This is a genomic window from Streptomyces sp. NBC_00775, from assembly GCF_036347135.1.
Classification (GTDB): Bacteria; Actinomycetota; Actinomycetes; order Streptomycetales; family Streptomycetaceae; genus Streptomyces; species Streptomyces lutosisoli.
The window spans coordinates 8743666-8760338 of sequence record NZ_CP108938.1; the positions used below are offsets into that span (position 1 = coordinate 8743666).

Here is a 16673-nt window from a genome sequence, read left to right on the forward strand (position 1 = left end):
GTACGTTCCGGGAGTGAATCCGGAACGCAACGCGGGGCGCCGTACGTTTTCCGTACGGCGCCCTTCTCACGTCGTAGAGTTGCGCGCACGCCATCAACCAAGATCGATCGATACGAGGCCCTCACCGTGCGCCGACGCTCACTCCTCATCGCCGTACCCGCTGGATTGGTCACACTCGCCGGATGCGGTGACGACGGCAAGTCAGACACGGCCAAGTCCAGCAGCAGCCCGTCGGCTTCGGCCTCCGCCTCGTCGGCCCCGCCGCCGAAGATCGTCGACGGTCCGCTGCCGGCCATCACCGCCGGTACGAAGTTCGACGAGAAGCCGACCGTCGCCAAGGGCACCGGGGATCCGTCGAAGAACCTGGCGGTGAGGACGGTCATCGCGGGAGGTGGCCAGACAGTCGCGGAGAACGACTACATCCAGGCCAACTACCTGGGCCAGATCTGGGACACGGCGAAGGTCTTCGACAACTCCTACGACCGCAAGACGCCCCTGGTCATCCAGCTCGCGCAGGGCGGCATCATCGACGGCTGGCGCTACGGCCTGGTCGGCAAGAAGGTCGGCAGCCGCGTCGAGATGTCCGTGCCGCCCACCTGGGGCTACGGCACGTCGGGCAACACCCAGGCGGGCATCAAGGGCACCGACACGCTGGTGTTCGTCGTCGACATCCAGGACACGTTCAACGCCAAGAGCTCCGCCAAGGGCAAGGACGTCGCGCAGAGCGACGCGGCCCTCCCGAAGGTCGGCACCAACACCGACGGCAAGGCCCCCTCCATCACCGTGCCGAAGGCGACCGCCCCGACCAAGCTCGTGGCGAACTACGTCATCGAGGGCGACGGCGACGAGGTCAAGGCCGACAGCAGCGTCCTCGTGCAGTACAAGGGTGTGCTCTGGGACGGCGGCAAGGAGTTCGACTCGACGTACAGCCGGGGCCAGCTGACCTCGTTCTCGCTCCAGCAGGTCGTCAAGGGCTGGTCCCAGGGCCTGACCGGCAAGAAGGTCGGTAGCCGCGTCCTCATCGTCGTCCCGCCGAGCCTGGGCTACGGCGACAGCCCGCCCAGCGGCAGCGGCATCAAGAAGGACTCCACGCTCGTCTTCTCGGTCGACATCCTGGCGAAGATGTAACCCCTCCTCCGGGGATGTAAGACTGTCCGAGTTGCCTTTACGTAAACAAGCAGGAGCTAGAGACGTGAGCATCGAGAAGCCCGAGATCGACTTCCCGGAGGGTCAGCCCCCGGCGGACCTCGAGATCAAGGACATCTGGGAAGGCGACGGTGCGGTCGCCAAGGCCGGCGACTTCGTCAAGGTCCACTACGTGGGCGTGGCCTTCTCCACCGGTGAGGAGTTCGACGCCTCCTGGAACCGCGGCAACCCGCTGGAGTTCAAGCTCGGCGCCGGCCAGGTCATCGCCGGCTGGGACCAGGGCGTGCAGGGCATGAAGGTCGGTGGCCGCCGCCGGCTGACCATCCCGGCGCACCTCGCCTACGGCGACCGCGGCGCCGGCGCCGGCCTCATCGCCCCCGGCGAGACGCTGATCTTCGTCTGCGACCTGGTCGCGGTCTGACATCAGCACGGGGATCGGCGTCGGGTTCGGTGGTCATGATGGCCACGGAGTTCCGGCTCCGGTCCGATCATCACGAAGGCCCGACTTCAGTCCGATCTTCGTACGCCGTGTGATCAGGGTCTGACCGGACCCGATCACCTGGGGCCCATGCCTGTCCGGGCATGGGCCCTCGGCTTTTGCCGCGACACTCCGGAGCGGTACGGTCATCGGTCGGAAGCACCATAGGAAGGGCATCGATGGCCATTGCCAAGGCCGAGCGGCTGATGAACCTGGCGCTGTGTCTGCTGGGGACTCGGCGGCCGCTCAGCAAGCGGGAACTCCGCGATTCCATCGAGGCGTATGTCGAGGCCTTCAGGCCGGGCAAGGGTGCGGCCGGCTCCGACGACTCCTTCAATCGGATGTTCGAGCGCGACAAGGACGATCTCCGCGAGCTCGGTCTGGTCATCGAGACGGTCGAGAACCTCGACGGCGAGGTCGGCTACCTCGCCCGCCGCGACAGCAACCGCCTCCCGCCCATCACCCTCGACGCCGAGGAGGCCGCCGCCCTCGGCCTCGCCGCGAAGGTCTGGCAGCAGGCCCGGCTGGCCGGTGCCGCGAGCGGCGCCCTGCAGAAGCTGCGCGCCGCGGGTCTGCCCGAGGACGTGGACCCCTACGAGGCCCATGGCGCCCTGGAACCGCACATCCCCGTCCACGAGGCGGCCTTCGAACCGTTGATGCTCGCCCTCCGTGACCGCCGTCCGGTCGTCTTCGACTACCGCAAGGCCACCGCCGCGCACCCCGAGACCCGGCACGTCGAGCTGTGGGCCCTGGAGTGCTGGCGCGGCCACTGGTACGTCGCGGGCTGGGACCGCGACCGCGGCGCCGAACGTGTCTTCCGGCTCTCCCGGATCACCGGCAAGGTCCGCGCCCGCGCGGGGCGGTACACGGCCGAGGTACCCGACGTCGTCACCGTGCGCGAGACCGTCGCGGGCTGGGCGGGGGAGATCGCCGACCGCTCCGCGCTGATCCGGCTGCGCAGCGGCTCCGGCTACCCGCTGCGGGCCAAGGCCGTCTCGGTGCGGGAACTGGGCGACGGCTGGGACGAGTTGGAGATTCCGTACGGGCACGGCCTGGACGCCTGGCTCGTGGAGTTCGGGCCCGACGTGGTGGTCCTGGAGCCTGCCGAACTGCGGGCCGATGTGGTGGACCGGCTGCGCGCTGTGGCCAAGGGCTGAGGGGGAACGTAAGAAAGTGGCAGGAAAACCGGCCAGGCCCACGAACGCGATCGACCAGACCCGGCGGATGCTCTCCCTGGTGACGTATCTGCGCGAGCGCCCCGGCGCCCGCGTCGGTGACGTGGCCCGGGCCTTCGGGATCACCGAGGACGAGCTGATCTCCGATCTCGACGTGCTGCCGCTGTGCGGGACCAGCTTCCGCGGCGGCGATCTGCTCGACATCGACACCGACGGCGACCGGATCTGGTGGCACAACCCGGACGATGTCGCGGAGCCTCTGCGTATCGCCGCCGACGAGGCGACCGCGCTGCTGGTGGCCGCCCGTGCGGTGTCCACGCTGCCGGGCCTGCGCGAGGGCGACCGGCAGGCGCTGCTGCGCGCCACCGCCAAGGTGGAGGCCGCCTCCGGCGAGGCGGCGGGTGCCAGCTCCCGGCTGTCCGTGACCTTCGAGTCGGAGGGCGGCGTCTTCGCGGACGTCGACCGGGCGATCTCCGAGCGGCGCCGGCTGTGGATCCGCTACTACTCGCCCTCCCGGGACGAGCTCACCGAGCGCGAGATCGACCCGATCCGGCTGGTCAGCGTGGGCCACACCTATGTGGAGGCCTGGTGCCGCCGCTCCGAGGCGCGCCGCACCTTCCGGCTCGACCGGGTCGCCGAGATCCGCATCCTGGACGAGCCGTCCGCGCCGCCCGAGGTGGAGCTGCGGGACCTCTCCGAGGGGCTGGTGCAGCCCGCCGCCGAGGATCCCGAGGTGGTCATCGAGGTGGGGCCAGGCGGGCGCTGGGTCGCCGAGTACTACCCGCACGACAGCGCGGATGAGCTGCCGGACGGCGGGCTGCGTATCACCCTGCGGACCCCCGATCCCACGTCACTGCGCCGACTGGCGCTGCGCCTCGGCGGCGACGGCCGGATCGTGTCGCCGCAGGACCTCGCGGACAGTGCCCGGCAGGCCGCCCGGGAGGCGCTCGCGGCCTACGACGGGCTTCAAGGGGATCAGGACGGGCCGTACGACAGGCAGGAGCAGGGGCTTTGAGCACGTCGTCGATGTCTGGTGCGCCGGAGAAGGCCGGAACCTCGGAGAAGGCCGCTGTCTCGGAGAAGGCCGCTGTTTCGGAGAAGGCCGGCGGGCCGGGGAGAGCGGGGGCGCCTTCCGGCGCGACGGAGATGTCGGTGGTGGCCGCGTTCGCCGGGATGAGAAGGGTGGTCGACGTGATGTTCAAGGCCGCCTGCCCCGACTGCCGGGCCGGCTTCGAGCTCAAGGCGAGCGCCCTGCGGCTGGCCATCGGCGCCAGCAGCCGCACCACCTTCTACTCCTTCACCTGCCCCGAGTGCGGCATCGCCGTGCGCAAGCCCGCGGGTGAGCGCATCGTCGAGCTGCTCACCGGGGGCGGGGTGCGGACCCTGCGCCTGCACTCCACCCTCTAGGGTCGACGTCATGTTCTGGCCGATGTTTGCGATCGCTGTGGGTTTTCTGGGAATCGCCGTTCTCGGAGTGCTCGCTGTCCGTGTCTTTGTGGAAGCGGAGCGTCTGGGGCGACAGGTTTCCGACTCCGCGCAGCGCATCAATCGAGCGGCCGAAGACCTGGAACGCGCGGCTGTGACCACCGCCCGCTCTGTGGATGCACTGTGAGTAGCGGGTGCCCTGCGTTTTGAGTGGCTTTCGCCCTGTCAACTTTCCGGCAACGGCAGGTACGCTGCTGATCGCGGCCCGGATAACGAGGCGCGGGTCGCGAACTGGGAGTACGCACAGGGATTGCCCCGCGTTTACCCCTGAGCGTTACGATCGCTGTCAACACGACGATCGGACACATGTCCGACCGATCGGACGGCACCCCGACCATGCAGCCTCGGTGAGAAGGTAAAGACTTATGTTCGGAAGGCTCGGAGCTCCCGAGATCATTCTCATCCTCGTCGTCATCATCCTGCTGTTCGGCGCGAAGAAGCTTCCGGACATGGCGCGCTCGCTCGGCAAGTCCGCTCGCATCCTCAAGAGCGAGGCCAAGGCGATGAAGGACGAGGGCAGCACGCCCGCCCCGGCAGGCCCGCCCAGCACCGACGAGCAGCCCCCGGCTCAGCGCACGATCCAGGCCGCCCCCGGCGACGTGACCAGCTCGCGCCCGGTCAGCGAGCCGACGGACACGACCAAGCGCTGACGCAGGGCCGGACACCTCCGGCCCGCCGCACGAGATGAGGACGTGGGTTGCTCAAGTCTGCCCGCAAAGAGGAGAAGGATCCCGAGGGGAGGATGCCCCTCGCGGATCACCTTCGTGAGCTCCGCAACCGGCTCGCGAAGGCGATGCTGGCCATCGTTGTTATCACGACCGTGGCCGCCTTCTTCTATAACGACATCATCAACATCATCACCAAGCCGGTGCTGGACTCGGTCGGCTGTTCCCAGACCTTCGAGCAGCTGGCGAACTCGCATCAGAAGACCCAGCAGTGCGCGCAGATCACCATCAACGGTCTTCTCACGCCGTTCACGCTGGCGCTGAAGGTGTCCCTGATGGCCGGTGTCGTGCTGGCCTCGCCGATCTGGCTGTACCAGCTGTGGGCCTTCGTCGCCCCCGGCCTGCACCGGCACGAGCGCAAGTACGCGTACGCGTTCGTCGGCACGGGCGCGCCGCTGTTCCTCGGCGGCGCCTACTTCGCCTACCGGGTGCTCCCCACCACGGCGAAGGTCCTGATCGGCTTCACGCCGAACGGCGTCAACAACCTGCTGCCGCTGGACGATCTGCTCGACCTCGTCCTGCGCATGGTGCTCGTCTTCGGTCTGTCCTTCGAGCTGCCACTGCTGCTGATCATGCTCAACCTCACGGGCATCCTCACCGGTCAGCGCATGCTCGGCTGGTGGCGCGGCATGATCATGGGCATCACGGTCTTCGCGGCCGTCGCCACGCCCAGCACCGACCCGCTGACCATGCTGGCGCTCGCCGGACCCATCTGGATCCTGTACTTCGGCGCCGTGGCCTTCTCGCTCCTCAACGACCGCCGCAAGCGGCGCCGCGACGCCGAGGGCCCGGACGACGACGAGGCCTCCGACCTCGACCTCACGCCCGAGGACATCGGCGAGGTCGAGACCGTGTCGGCCAGCCGGGCACTGCCGGAGCAGGCGGGCTCGGACCGGGTCAACGGTTATGACGACGTGACCTGACGGAGCACGTGAACCTCGTAGGGTCAGGGCTGTGACCAGCGAGATCACCCTCTTCGTCAATCCCACCGCGGGACGCGGCCGGGGCGCCCACGCGGCGCAGCCGGCCGCTTCGGCTTTGCGGGCGGCGGGATTCTCCGTCCGCACGATCCTCGGGGAGAACGCGCAAGACGCCCTCACGCGCGCGCGTGCCGCAGTCGAGGGCGGCACCGGCGCCCTCATCGCCGTCGGCGGCGACGGCATGGCGAACCTGGCCCTCCAGGCCGTCGCCGGGACCCGCACCCCGCTCGGCCTGGTCGCCGTCGGCACCGGGAACGACTTCGCGCGGGCCCTGGGCCTCCCCGTACGCGACCCGGCGGCCGCGGGACGCCTGATCGCCGAGTCCCTCAAAGGGGCGCTGCTGCGCGACATCGACCTGGGGCGCGTGGGCGACACCTGGTTCGGCACCGTCCTCGCCACCGGCTTCGACTCCCGGGTGAACGACAGGGGCAACCGCATGCGGTGGCCCACCGGCCGCTTCAAGTACGACCTCGCCATGCTCGCCGAACTGGCCGCCTTCAAGCCCTTCCCGTACCGCATCACGCTGGACGACGGCGAGGTCCAGGAGATCGAGGCGACGCTCGTGGCCGTCGGCAACGGATCGTCGTACGGCGGCGGCATGAAGATCTGCGCGAGCGCCGACCTCACCGACGGACTGTTCGACATCACGGTCGTCGGGGACTGCAGCCGTACGACGCTGCTCAAGGTGTTCCCCAAGGTCTACAAGGGCACCCACCTCGACCATCCCAAGGTCACCGTGCACCGGGCCGCGAGGGTCGAACTCGTCGCGGACGGCATCGCGGGGTACGCGGACGGGGAGCCGCTGGGGCCGCTGCCGCTGACCGCGGACTGTATACCGGCAGCGGTGCGGGTGGCGCTTCCTGAGCTGCGGTGATCCCGGGCTTCACAGGTATGGATCCGGATATTGATCGTCCTGTTGTCAGTGCCTCCCGGTAGTCTCGAAAGCACGATGACAGAGGACCTCTCACCGGCCGAGCGGTATGCGGCAGCACGGCAGCGCGCTGTCGAGCAGGCCACCGCGCTCGCCTCCTTCCGCGAGATGTACGACTTCGGCCTCGACCCCTTCCAGATCGAGGCCTGCCGGGCTCTCGAGGCGGGCAAGGGTGTGCTGGTGGCCGCGCCCACCGGCTCGGGCAAGACGATCGTCGGCGAGTTCGCCGTCCACCTCGCCCTCCAGCAGGGCAAGAAGTGCTTCTACACCACGCCGATCAAGGCGCTCTCGAACCAGAAGTACGCCGATCTGTGCCGCCGTTACGGCGCGGACAAGGTCGGCCTGCTCACCGGCGACAACAGCGTCAACTCCGAGGCCCCGGTGGTCGTGATGACCACCGAGGTGCTCCGCAACATGCTGTACGCGGGCTCGCAGACCCTCCTCGGCCTCGGCTATGTGGTCATGGACGAGGTGCACTATCTCTCCGACCGCTTCCGTGGCGCCGTCTGGGAGGAAGTGATCATCCACCTCCAGGAGTCGGTGACCCTGGTGTCGCTCTCGGCGACCGTGTCGAACGCGGAGGAGTTCGGCGACTGGCTGGACACCGTCCGCGGTGACACCCAGGTGATCGTCTCCGAGCACCGGCCCGTGCCGCTGTTCCAGCACGTGCTGGCCGGACGCCGGATGTACGACCTCTTCGAGGAGGGCGAGGGCAGCAAGAAGGCCGTCAACCCCGACCTCACGCGCATGGCGCGCATGGAGGCCAGCCGCCCGTCGTACCAGGACCGCAGACGGGGCCGCGCCATGCGCGAGGCCGACCGCGAGCGGGAGCGCAGACAGCGCTCGCGCATGTGGACGCCGGGCCGCCCCGAGGTCATCGAGCGGCTCGATTCCGAAGGGCTGCTGCCCGCCATCACGTTCATCTTCAGCCGCGCGGCCTGCGAGGCCGCCGTCCAGCAGTGCCTGTACGCGGGCCTCCGGCTGAACGACGACGAGGCGCGGGCGAGGGTCCGCGAACTCGTGGAGGAGCGCACGGCCTCCATCCCCGACGAGGACCTGCACGTCCTGGGCTACTACGAATGGCTGGAGGGCCTGGAGCGCGGCATCGCGGCCCACCACGCGGGCATGCTGCCGACGTTCAAGGAGGTCGTCGAGGAACTCTTCGTACGCGGCCTGGTCAAGGCCGTCTTCGCGACCGAGACCCTCGCGCTGGGCATCAACATGCCCGCCCGCTCGGTGGTGCTGGAGAAGCTCGTCAAGTGGAACGGCGAGCAGCACGCCGACATCACCCCCGGCGAGTACACCCAGCTGACCGGTCGTGCGGGCCGCCGAGGCATCGATGTCGAGGGCCACGCGGTCGTGCTGTGGCAGCGCGGCTTCAGCCCCGAGCACCTGGCGGGACTCGCGGGCACGCGCACCTATCCGCTCCGCTCCAGCTTCAAGCCGTCGTACAACATGGCGGTGAACCTGGTCGAGCAGTTCGGCCGGCACCGCTCGCGCGAGCTCCTTGAGACGTCCTTCGCTCAGTTCCAGGCCGACAAGTCGGTCGTCGGGATCTCCCGGCAGGTGCAGCGCAACGAGGAGGGCCTTGAGGGCTACAAGGAGTCCATGACCTGCCACTTGGGCGACTTCGACGGGTACATGCGGCTGCGCCGCGAGCTCAAGGACCGCGAGACCGAGCTGGCCAAGCAGGGCGCCACACAGCGGCGTGCCGAAGCCGCCGTCGCCCTGGAGAAGCTCAAGCCCGGCGATGTCATCCATGTCCCGACCGGCAAGTACGCGGGCCTGGCTCTGGTGCTTGACCCCGGCCTGCCCGCCGGCCGGTCGAACGGTCACCGCGGCTTCGAGCAGCACGACGGCCCCCGCCCGCTGGTGCTCACCTCCGAGCGCCAGGTGAAGCGGCTCGCCTCGATGGACTTCCCGGTGCCGGTCGAGGCGCTGGACCGGATGCGCATCCCCAAGTCCTTCAACCCGCGCTCCCCGCAGTCCCGTCGCGACCTGGCGTCCGCGCTGCGCACCAAGGCCGGGCACATCGTCCCCGACCGGCACCGCAAGAAGCGGGCCGAGGCCGCCGACGACCGCGAGATCGCCCGGCTGCGCACGGCGATCCGGGCCCACCCCTGCCACGGGTGCAGCGACCGTGAGGACCACGCCCGTTGGGCCGAGCGCTACCACCGGCTGGAGCGCGACACCAAGCAGCTGGAGCACCGCATCGAGGGTCGGACGAACACCATCGCCCGCACCTTCGACCGGATCGTGGCCCTCCTCACCGAGCTGGACTACCTGCGCGGCGACGACGTCACCGAACACGGCAAGCGGCTGGCCCGGCTGTACGGCGAACTGGACCTGCTCGCCAGCGAATGCCTGCGCGCCGGAGTCTGGGAGGGCCTCAGCCCCGCCGAACTCGCGGCCTGTGCCTCGGCGTTGGTCTACGAGTCCCGGGTCGCCGACGACGCCATGGCGCCGAAGGTGCCCTCCGGCAAGGCCAAGGCCGCGCTCGGCGAGATGGTCCGCATCTGGGGCCACCTGGACGCGCTGGAGGAGGAGTTCCGGATCACCCAGACCGAGGGCGTCGGCCAGCGCGAGCCGGACCTGGGCTTCGCCTGGGCCGCGTACGAGTGGGCTTCCGGCAAGGGCCTCGACGAGGTGCTGCGCGAGGCCGAGATGCCCGCCGGTGACTTCGTGCGCTGGTGCAAGCAGGTCATCGACGTACTCGGCCAGATCGCGGCCGCCGCGCCGGTCTCCGGCGGCGGGAGCTCGACCGTCGCGAAGAACGCGCGCAAGGCGGTCGACGGACTGTTGCGCGGGGTGGTGGCTTACTCCTCGGTGGGGTGAGCCGACCGCATTCGTGTGCGCCGCCTCCGGTTTGGGGGCGGCGCACCTGTTTGTACGGGCCGGGGGCGCCCTTCGTGAGCGATGTGCGCGTCAGCGGTTCAGATACGCGCGCCAGCCGCCGTACGCCGTGATGTCGGGTGCCTCGGCGAGTGCGCCGGGTTCGCAGAGGAAACCCGGTACACGGCTGCCGTCGGCCAGTTCGACCTGTCCGAGAGCCATCGGCCGTGGCAGGGCGGCGAGCAGCTGCCCGAGGCCTTCGGCGGGCAGCCGCCACACCTCGGCCTCGATGGCGGCACCGCCCTCGCCGATGTGGACGAGGCCCGGCTTGGGCGGGGTGGTGGGCAGCGCGTGCAGGCGGTACACGGGTGCGGTGGTCGTCGTGCTCTCCCACTCTGCTCCCAGCGAGAGGAGTTGGGTGTTGAGCGGTTGGCCGGACAGATGTGCGCCGACCACGGCGATCCGGAGCCGGGGCTGGAGCAGCCCGGCGATCCGTGCGAGTCGTTCGTCGGTGAAGGCGGGGCCGATCAGCATCACGCCGAAGGGCAGACCGGCGGGCGTGAGACCGGCCGGGACGGCTACGGCCGCCAGGTCGAAGAGGTTCGTGGAGTTGGTGAAGCGGCCCAGGCGGGCGTTGGCGCCCAGCGGGTCGGCGGCGACCTCGGCGAGCGTGGGGTGGCCGGGCGTGGTCGGCAGCAGCAGTGCGTCGGCGTCGCCGAGCTGGGCGATCGCTCGGGTGCGGAGTTCGGCGAGACGGTCCTGGTCGGCGTACAGCTGGTGGGCGGGGATGTCGCGGGCGCGGGTGATGATCCCGGCGACCGTCGGGTCGAGACCCTCACCGCCCTCGGTGATCAACTTGTCGACAAAGCTCCCCACCGCCGTGTAGCGCTCGGCGACGAACGCGCCCTCGTAGAGCATCGCCGCCGCCTCGGTGAACGGGGTGAGGTCGAGGGTGCGGATCTCGGCGCCGGCCGCGGCGAGTTGGGCGACGGCGGATGCGTACGCCTGTGCCCAGCCCTCGTCCAGTTCGCCGAGCTGCGCCGTCGGCGGGACGGCGACGCGCCATGGGCCGGGGGTGCGCTGGGGGAGCGCCGGGAGTTCGCGATCCGACGGGGAGGCCAGGTACGCGAGGGCCTGCTCGGCCTCCGGGAGCGTACGGGCGAACACGGTCACGCAGTCCAGCGAGGCGCAGGCCGGGACGACGCCGGCCGTCGGCACCAGGCCGCGGGTCGGCTTCAGGCCGACGATGCCGTTGAACGCGGCGGGGACGCGGCCCGAGCCCGCGGTGTCCGTGCCGAGGGCGAGGTCGACGATGCCGAGGGCCACGGCCACGGCCGATCCTGAACTGGAGCCGCCGCTGATTCTGGCCGGGTCCAGGGCGCCCCGTACGGCGCCGTAGGGGGAGCGGGTGCCGACGAGGCCTGTGGCGAACTGGTCGAGGTTGGTGGTGCCGAGGACCAGTGCGCCGGCTGTGCGCAGGCGGGCGACCGCGGGGGCGTCGGTCTCCGGGGTGTACGCGTAGGCCGGGCAGCCGGCGGTGGTCTGGAGTCCGGCCACGTCGATGTTGCCCTTCGCGGCGAGGAGCTTGCCGGCGAGGGGGAGGTGTTCGCCTGCGGCGACTCGGGCGTCGATGGCTTGGGCTTCCTGCTCGACCTCTGCCTGGGGGCGCAGGTCGATCCAGATCTCGGGGCGGTTCGTGGCCTCGATGCGGGCGTAGGCCATGCGGAGTCGGGTGAGGGCGGACATGGGTTGCTCCTTGTTCTTCGGCCGCGGGCCGGTGGGTGGTCTGTGCCCACCCGTTCCGCCCTGCGGAACGCCTGCCCACAGACCAGCGGCGGTGTCAGGGCGCCGTTGGAATTGCTCGTGTCTTCAGCTTGCCGGAGCGAGGACCAGCAGTGCCGTGCCCGCCTCCACCTGGTCGCCCGGCTTCGCCAGGATTTCGTGTACTACTCCGTTCATGGGGGCGGGCACCCGTGACTCCATCTTCATGGCCTCCAGGGCCAGCAGCGGCTGACCGGTGGTGACCGTGTCGCCCGGCTGGACGTTGAGCTGCCAGACGGACGCGGCGAATTCGGCCTCGATCAGACGGCCGCCCTCGGGGATGGTCACCTCGACGGGGGGAGTGGCGGGTGTGGAGGCCGCCTCCGCGCGGGTGAACTCGCCCGCGGCCTCCCAGGCGTCGCGTTCCGCCGAGAAGGCGGTGCCCTGGCGGGTCCTGAACTCCGCGATGGAGTCGGCGTTCTCGGTGAGGAAGCTCTGGTAGTCCGCGAGTGAGAAGACTCCCTCCTCGATGCGCGGTACGAAGCGGCCCGATGTGATGTCGGCCCGCAGTTCCAGCAGTTCGTCGGCGTCCACCGGGTACCACTTGATGCGGTCGAAGAAGCGCAGCAGCCAGGGCGAGCCCGGCTCGAACGCGCCGCGCTGCTGCCAGCCCGACCACACCTGGGTCGTACGCCCGACGAACTGGTAGCCGCCGGGGCCCTCCATGCCGTAGACGCAGAGGTACGCGCCGCCGATGCCGACCGAGTTCTCGGCGGTCCAGGTGCGTGCCGGGTTGTACTTGGTGGTGACCAGGCGGTGGCGCGGGTCGAGCGGTGTCGCCACCGGGGCGCCCAGGTACACGTCTCCCAGGCCGAGTACGAGGTACTCCGCGTCGAAGACCGTGCGGTACACGTCCTCCACCGCGTCCAGGCCGTTCACACGGCGGATGAACTCGATGTTCCACGGGCACCAGGGCGCGTCGTCGCGGACGCCCGCCATGTAGCGGGCGATCGCCTCGCGGGTGGCCGGGTCGTCCCAGGAGAGGGGGAGGTGGACCGTGCGGGAGGGGACCACCAGCTGGTCGCTGGGCGGCAGCGTCCGCGCGATCTCCCGTACGGCGGCGAGGAGTTCGCGCTGGGGGAGGCGGCGCGGGTCCGCCTGGATCTGGAGGGAGCGGATGCCGGGCGTGAGGTCCGTGACCCCGTCGAGGTCGGCCTCGGCCACCGCCTCCATCAGGGCGTGCACGCGCATGCGCAGCGCCAGGTCCAGCTGCATGGGCCCGAATTCGACCAGCAGGTTGTCGTCGCCGCTGCGCCGGAAGGTGACGTCGCCGTCCCGGGCGAGCACTCCGCCGTCGACGATCGCGGGCCGCGCCGAGCCGTCGTCGGCGAGCGGCGCGAAGCGCACCGTGTCGCCGGGGCGGAACTGGCCGAGCTTCCAGCGTTCCGTGCTGACGACCGTCGCCGGGCAGACGAAGCCGCCGAGCGAAGGACCGTCGGGGCCGAGCAGGACCGGCATGTCGCCGGTGTAGTCGACCGCGCCGACGGAGTACGGCGTGTCGTGGATGTTGGAAGGGTGCAGGCCCGCCTCGCCGCCGTCCGTGCGCGCCCAGCGGGGCTTCGGCCCGACCAGCCGGACACCTGTGCGGGCCGAGTTGAAGTGGACCTTCCAGTCGGCGGCGTAGAAGTCGTGGATGTCGTCCTCGGTGAAGAACTCCGGTGCGGCGTGCGGGCCTTCGAGGGCGCCGACCCGCCAGGCGGCGGAGAACAGGGGGCGGTCGCCGATCGGTACGGGCGCCCCGTGATCCGTGGCCGAGCCGCCGTGCAGCACGTCGCCCGTTCGCAGGGTCCGGCCCCCATGGCCGCCGAACCGGCCCAGCGTGAAGGTGGACGCGCTGCCGAGGAACGCCGGCACGTCCAGGCCCCCGCCCGCGAACAGCACGTAGGTGCGCAGGCCGTGTTCGGTGGGAGCGCCGACCTCCAGTACGGCCCCCGCGGGCACCGTCACCGGCTCCCACTGCGCGACCGCCGTGCCGTCCACGGTGACCGGCGCCGGAGCGCCCGTGACGCAGACCGTCGTGGTGTGCGTGAAGCGCAGGCTCGGCCCCTGGAGCGTGCACTCCAGGCCCGGCGCGCCCTCGTGGTTGCCGAGCGCCCGGTTGCCCAGCCGGAACGACAGGTCGTCCATCGGGCCGCACGGCGGCACGCCCACCTGCCAGTAGCCGGTGCGGCCCGGCCAGTCCTGCACCGTGGTGAGCGTCCCGCCGGACACGACCTCGATGCGCTGAGTGGGATCGGTGACGCCGGCCAGCGTCGCCGTCGAGTGTGTGGCCCGCCGGAAGGAGCCGTCGGCGAGCGCGGCCCGTACCAGTCCCAGGTTTGTCTCGATGCCGTCGATCCGGGTCCTGGCCAGCGCCTCGTCGAGCCGCTCCAGGGCGTGCGCCCGGTCCGAGCCGTACGCGATGACCTTCGCGAGCATCGGGTCGTACGACGTGGTCACCTCGGTGCCCGTCTCGACCCAGCCGTCCACGCGGACGCCGCCGGGGAACTCGACCCGCGTCAACAGGCCCGCGCTCGGCCGGTGTTCGCGCGAGGGGTCCTCGGCGTACACGCGGGCCTCGACGGCGTGGCCGCGGGGCGCCCCCGGGTCCCGTACGACATCGGATTCCCCGCGGGCCAGCCGCAGCATCCAGGCGACGAGGTCGACGCCGTAGATCTCCTCGGTGACCGGATGTTCCACCTGGAGACGCGTGTTGACCTCCAGGAAGTACGCCTCCTCGCGCGCCGCGTCGTACACGAACTCGACGGTTCCGGCCGAGCGGTATCCGACACTGGCGCACAAGTCGCGGGCCGCGGAGGCCAGTCGGCCGCGGACGGCGGCCGGCAGGCCCGGTGCCGGGGCCTCCTCCAGGACCTTCTGGTTGCGGCGCTGGAGCGAGCAGTCGCGGTCGCCGAAGGTGACGACGCGGCCCCGGCCGTCGCCGAAGACCTGCACCTCGACATGGCGGGCGTCCTCGACCAGGCGCTCCAGGAAGACTCCGGCCGAGGAGAAGGAGGCCGCGGCGACCCGCTGGACCCGCTCCCAGGCCTCGGTCAGTTCATCGGCGGAACGACATGCCGACATACCGATGCCACCACCACCGCCGGTGGCCTTGAGCATGACGGGATAGCCGATACGCGCGGCTGCTTCCAGGGCCTCCGGAAGACCGGGGAGGAGCCCCGTACCCGGCGCCAACGGCACCCCCGCCGCCTCTGCCGCGGCCCGCGCCGTGTGCTTGGCGCCGAACAGCTCCAGCTGCTCCGGCGTCGGCCCCACGAACACGATGCCGGCGTCCTCGCAGCGCCGCGCGAAGGCCGCGTCCTCGGAGAGGAAGCCGTATCCGGGGTGGATCGCCCCGGCCCCGGTGTCCTTGGCCGCCTTCAGGACGAGGTCGGCGTCCAGGTACGACTCCTTGGCGGGCGCGGGGCCCAGCCGTACCGCCTCGTCGGCGAGCCGGACGTGCGGCGCGGAGCGGTCGGGGTCGGAGTACACGGCGACCGTGCGCAGTCCGAGTTCGCGGGCCGTACGGATGATCCGCACCGCGATCTCGCCGCGGTTGGCGACCAGCAGCGTGTCGAAGGTCATTCAGCTGCCCCGATTGCCTCGGCTGCCGCCATGACGTCGGCTGCCTCGATGGTCATCTCCACGGCCGTCGGCTCGAAGCCGTTGCAAGGGTTGTTGATCTGCGGGCAGTTGGAGACCAGTACGATCACGTCGCGCTCGGCGCGCAGCGTCAGCTTCAGCCCCGGGGCCGAGATGCCGTCGACGATGCCGAGGGTGCCGTCCTTCTCGACCGGCACGTTCATGTACCAGTTGATGTTCGAGACGAGATCGCGCTTGCCGAGCCCGTGCTTGGCGCCCTCCGCGAGGAAGTTGTCCACGCAGGCGTGCTGGGACCAGGTGTGGTGCCCGTACCGGAGGGTGTTCGACTCCTTGGAGCAGGCGCCGCCGACCGTGTCGTGCCGGCCGACCTCGTCCTCCACGACGGTCATCAGCGGGGTGTGCTCGTTGGACATCAGCACACTGCCGGTGGTGAGGAAGAGGTTGCCCTGCGCGTGGATCGTGTCGGGCGCGCTGTAGCGGACGGCCGTGTCCTGGGCGTCGTACACCAGGAAGTCGACGGCCTGGTTGCCGTGCAGATCGGTGACGGTGAGCGTCTCGCCGGTGCGGATGACGGCCGACCAGGCGGCCCGGGCCGGGACAGTGACGCGGGTCATGCGATCCCCCTCGTGGCAAGGAACTCGGCGGTGTTCAGGAAGGCGCGGCGGGCCTCGGGCGTGGCTTCCCACAGCGGGTCGCCCGGCTTGGTCGCCTCGGTGCGCCAGGCCAGCACCTCCAGGGGGGTGCTCACGTACGCGGGGCGCGGATCGGCGGGATGCGGCACGTTCGCGATCAGTACGGTGACGTCCTGCTCGGCGCGCAGGGTCACGCTGCCGCCGGGTCCTGCCGAGCCGGTGAAGTCCAGCGAGCCGTCGTCGCGTACCTCCACGCCCTGGAAGAAGGAGAGCGAGGGGGCCAGATCACGTGGTTCGAGCCCGTTCTTGGCGGCGGCCAGCTTGAACAGCTCGCGTCCGGCGGGGGAGTCCGACTGCGGAGTGCCGTCCCCGTACCGCTCCGTGTTGCGTACGAGCGTGGAAGTGCCGCACAGCGCGTCGTGCCGCCCGGAGGTGTCGGCGACCACCGAGGCCAGCACGCGGCCCTGGTCGGACAGGAGCAGCTGTCCCTCGCCCAGGTAGGCGTTCCACTGGACCTTGACCGTGTCCGCCACGTTCAGGCGCTCCCACGGGCGGTCGGCGACGTACAGGAGGACGTGCGCGCAGGCGTCGCCCTTCAGGTCGGTCAGCCTGAGCTCCGTGCCCCGGGCCAGCACCTTGTGCGTGTAGTTGCCGCCCGCCACCGTCTCGGCCCACACCAGGTGGCCTGCCTCGCAGGGCGGGGTCGGCCAGGCGCTCGCGGGGACGACGGGCATGGCCTCGGTGCGGGTGCCGTCCTGTGCTCGGGCGTGGTCGCGTGCTCCGTAGGTGGTTGCTGTCGCCATCGCGGGTCCTCCGGCTGTTGACGGCTTCGGTTATTTCTGTCGCCCGACAGAAATTAGGAGCCCAGGGGGTCGCAGCCGTTGCC

Annotated in this window: 14 protein-coding genes; 10 read left to right on the top strand and 4 right to left on the bottom strand. The window is 70.6% G+C overall.

Annotated features, from left to right (window positions below; translation table 11 throughout):
• Positions 1-126 precede the first annotated feature (126 nt).
• The 10 genes from OIC96_RS38810 (at position 127) to OIC96_RS38855 (ending at position 9755) form a co-directional block, all read left to right on the top strand.
• Positions 127-1128: an FKBP-type peptidyl-prolyl cis-trans isomerase gene (locus OIC96_RS38810; protein WP_330303341.1), complete on the top strand. Its 1002-nt coding sequence runs from the start codon at positions 127-129 to the stop codon at positions 1126-1128.
• A gap of 64 nt (positions 1129-1192) precedes the next feature.
• Positions 1193-1567, top strand: coding sequence for an FKBP-type peptidyl-prolyl cis-trans isomerase (locus OIC96_RS38815; protein ID WP_330303340.1), 375 nt, complete (start codon positions 1193-1195; stop codon positions 1565-1567).
• Positions 1568-1803: 236 nt separating this feature from the next.
• On the top strand, positions 1804-2781 hold the full coding sequence (locus tag OIC96_RS38820) for a helix-turn-helix transcriptional regulator (protein ID WP_330303339.1): 978 nt from the start codon (positions 1804-1806) through the stop codon (positions 2779-2781).
• A gap of 16 nt (positions 2782-2797) precedes the next feature.
• Entirely contained in the window at positions 2798-3814 is a 1017-nt protein-coding gene (locus OIC96_RS38825) for a helix-turn-helix transcriptional regulator (RefSeq protein ID WP_330303338.1), read from the top strand.
• Positions 3815-3945: 131 nt separating this feature from the next.
• Positions 3946-4206, top strand: coding sequence for a hypothetical protein (locus OIC96_RS38830; protein ID WP_330310031.1), 261 nt, complete (start codon positions 3946-3948; stop codon positions 4204-4206).
• A 10-nt stretch (positions 4207-4216) separates the two neighbouring features.
• A complete protein-coding gene (locus OIC96_RS38835; protein WP_330303337.1) occupies positions 4217-4411 on the top strand; it encodes a hypothetical protein in 195 nt (64 codons plus the stop codon).
• 238 nt (positions 4412-4649) lie between these two features.
• Positions 4650-4934, top strand: coding sequence for a Sec-independent protein translocase subunit TatA (tatA, locus tag OIC96_RS38840; RefSeq protein WP_330303336.1), 285 nt, complete (start codon positions 4650-4652; stop codon positions 4932-4934).
• Positions 4935-4981: 47 nt separating this feature from the next.
• Entirely contained in the window at positions 4982-5932 is a 951-nt protein-coding gene (gene tatC / locus OIC96_RS38845) for a twin-arginine translocase subunit TatC (protein ID WP_330303335.1), read from the top strand.
• Positions 5933-5963: 31 nt separating this feature from the next.
• On the top strand, positions 5964-6863 hold the full coding sequence (locus tag OIC96_RS38850) for a diacylglycerol kinase (protein ID WP_330303334.1): 900 nt from the start codon (positions 5964-5966) through the stop codon (positions 6861-6863).
• A 30-nt stretch (positions 6864-6893) separates the two neighbouring features.
• Positions 6894-9755: a DEAD/DEAH box helicase gene (locus OIC96_RS38855; RefSeq protein WP_330303333.1), complete on the top strand. Its 2862-nt coding sequence runs from the start codon at positions 6894-6896 to the stop codon at positions 9753-9755.
• A gap of 90 nt (positions 9756-9845) precedes the next feature.
• Here the strand turns inward: OIC96_RS38855 and atzF are convergent, their stop codons facing one another.
• The 4 genes from atzF to OIC96_RS38875 all read right to left on the bottom strand — a co-directional run bounded on the left by atzF (position 9846) and on the right by OIC96_RS38875 (position 16590).
• Entirely contained in the window at positions 9846-11498 is a 1653-nt protein-coding gene (atzF, locus tag OIC96_RS38860) for an allophanate hydrolase (protein ID WP_330303332.1), read from the bottom strand.
• Positions 11499-11621: 123 nt separating this feature from the next.
• A complete protein-coding gene (locus OIC96_RS38865; protein ID WP_330303331.1) occupies positions 11622-15137 on the bottom strand; it encodes a 5-oxoprolinase/urea amidolyase family protein in 3516 nt (1171 codons plus the stop codon).
• The gene (locus OIC96_RS38870) at positions 15134-15769 is read right to left on the bottom strand and encodes an urea amidolyase associated protein UAAP2 (RefSeq protein ID WP_330303330.1); all 636 of its coding nucleotides are present in this window, start codon (positions 15767-15769) and stop codon (positions 15134-15136) included. Before OIC96_RS38870 ends, OIC96_RS38865 begins: the two co-directional genes overlap by 4 nt.
• Positions 15766-16590: an urea amidolyase associated protein UAAP1 gene (locus OIC96_RS38875; RefSeq protein ID WP_330303329.1), complete on the bottom strand. Its 825-nt coding sequence runs from the start codon at positions 16588-16590 to the stop codon at positions 15766-15768. The genes OIC96_RS38870 and OIC96_RS38875 overlap by 4 nt, the downstream gene beginning before the upstream one ends.
• Between the last annotated feature and the right edge of the window lie 83 nt (positions 16591-16673).

What these genes read in the sequence shown, in the direction of transcription:
- OIC96_RS38830 (WP_330310031.1), top strand. Translation starts at nt 3,946, where the DNA reads ATGTCGGTGGTGGCCGCGTTCGCCGGGATGAGAAGGGTGGTCGACGTG.
- OIC96_RS38820 (WP_330303339.1), top strand. Translation starts at nt 1,804, where the DNA reads ATGGCCATTGCCAAGGCCGAGCGGCTGATGAACCTGGCGCTGTGTCTG.
- OIC96_RS38875 (WP_330303329.1), bottom strand. Translation starts at nt 16,590, where the DNA reads ATGGCGACAGCAACCACCTACGGAGCACGCGACCACGCCCGAGCACAG.
- atzF (WP_330303332.1), bottom strand. Translation starts at nt 11,498, where the DNA reads ATGTCCGCCCTCACCCGACTCCGCATGGCCTACGCCCGCATCGAGGCC.
- OIC96_RS38835 (WP_330303337.1), top strand. Translation starts at nt 4,217, where the DNA reads ATGTTCTGGCCGATGTTTGCGATCGCTGTGGGTTTTCTGGGAATCGCC.
- tatA (WP_330303336.1), top strand. Translation starts at nt 4,650, where the DNA reads ATGTTCGGAAGGCTCGGAGCTCCCGAGATCATTCTCATCCTCGTCGTC.
- OIC96_RS38865 (WP_330303331.1), bottom strand. Translation starts at nt 15,137, where the DNA reads ATGACCTTCGACACGCTGCTGGTCGCCAACCGCGGCGAGATCGCGGTG.
- OIC96_RS38870 (WP_330303330.1), bottom strand. Translation starts at nt 15,769, where the DNA reads ATGACCCGCGTCACTGTCCCGGCCCGGGCCGCCTGGTCGGCCGTCATC.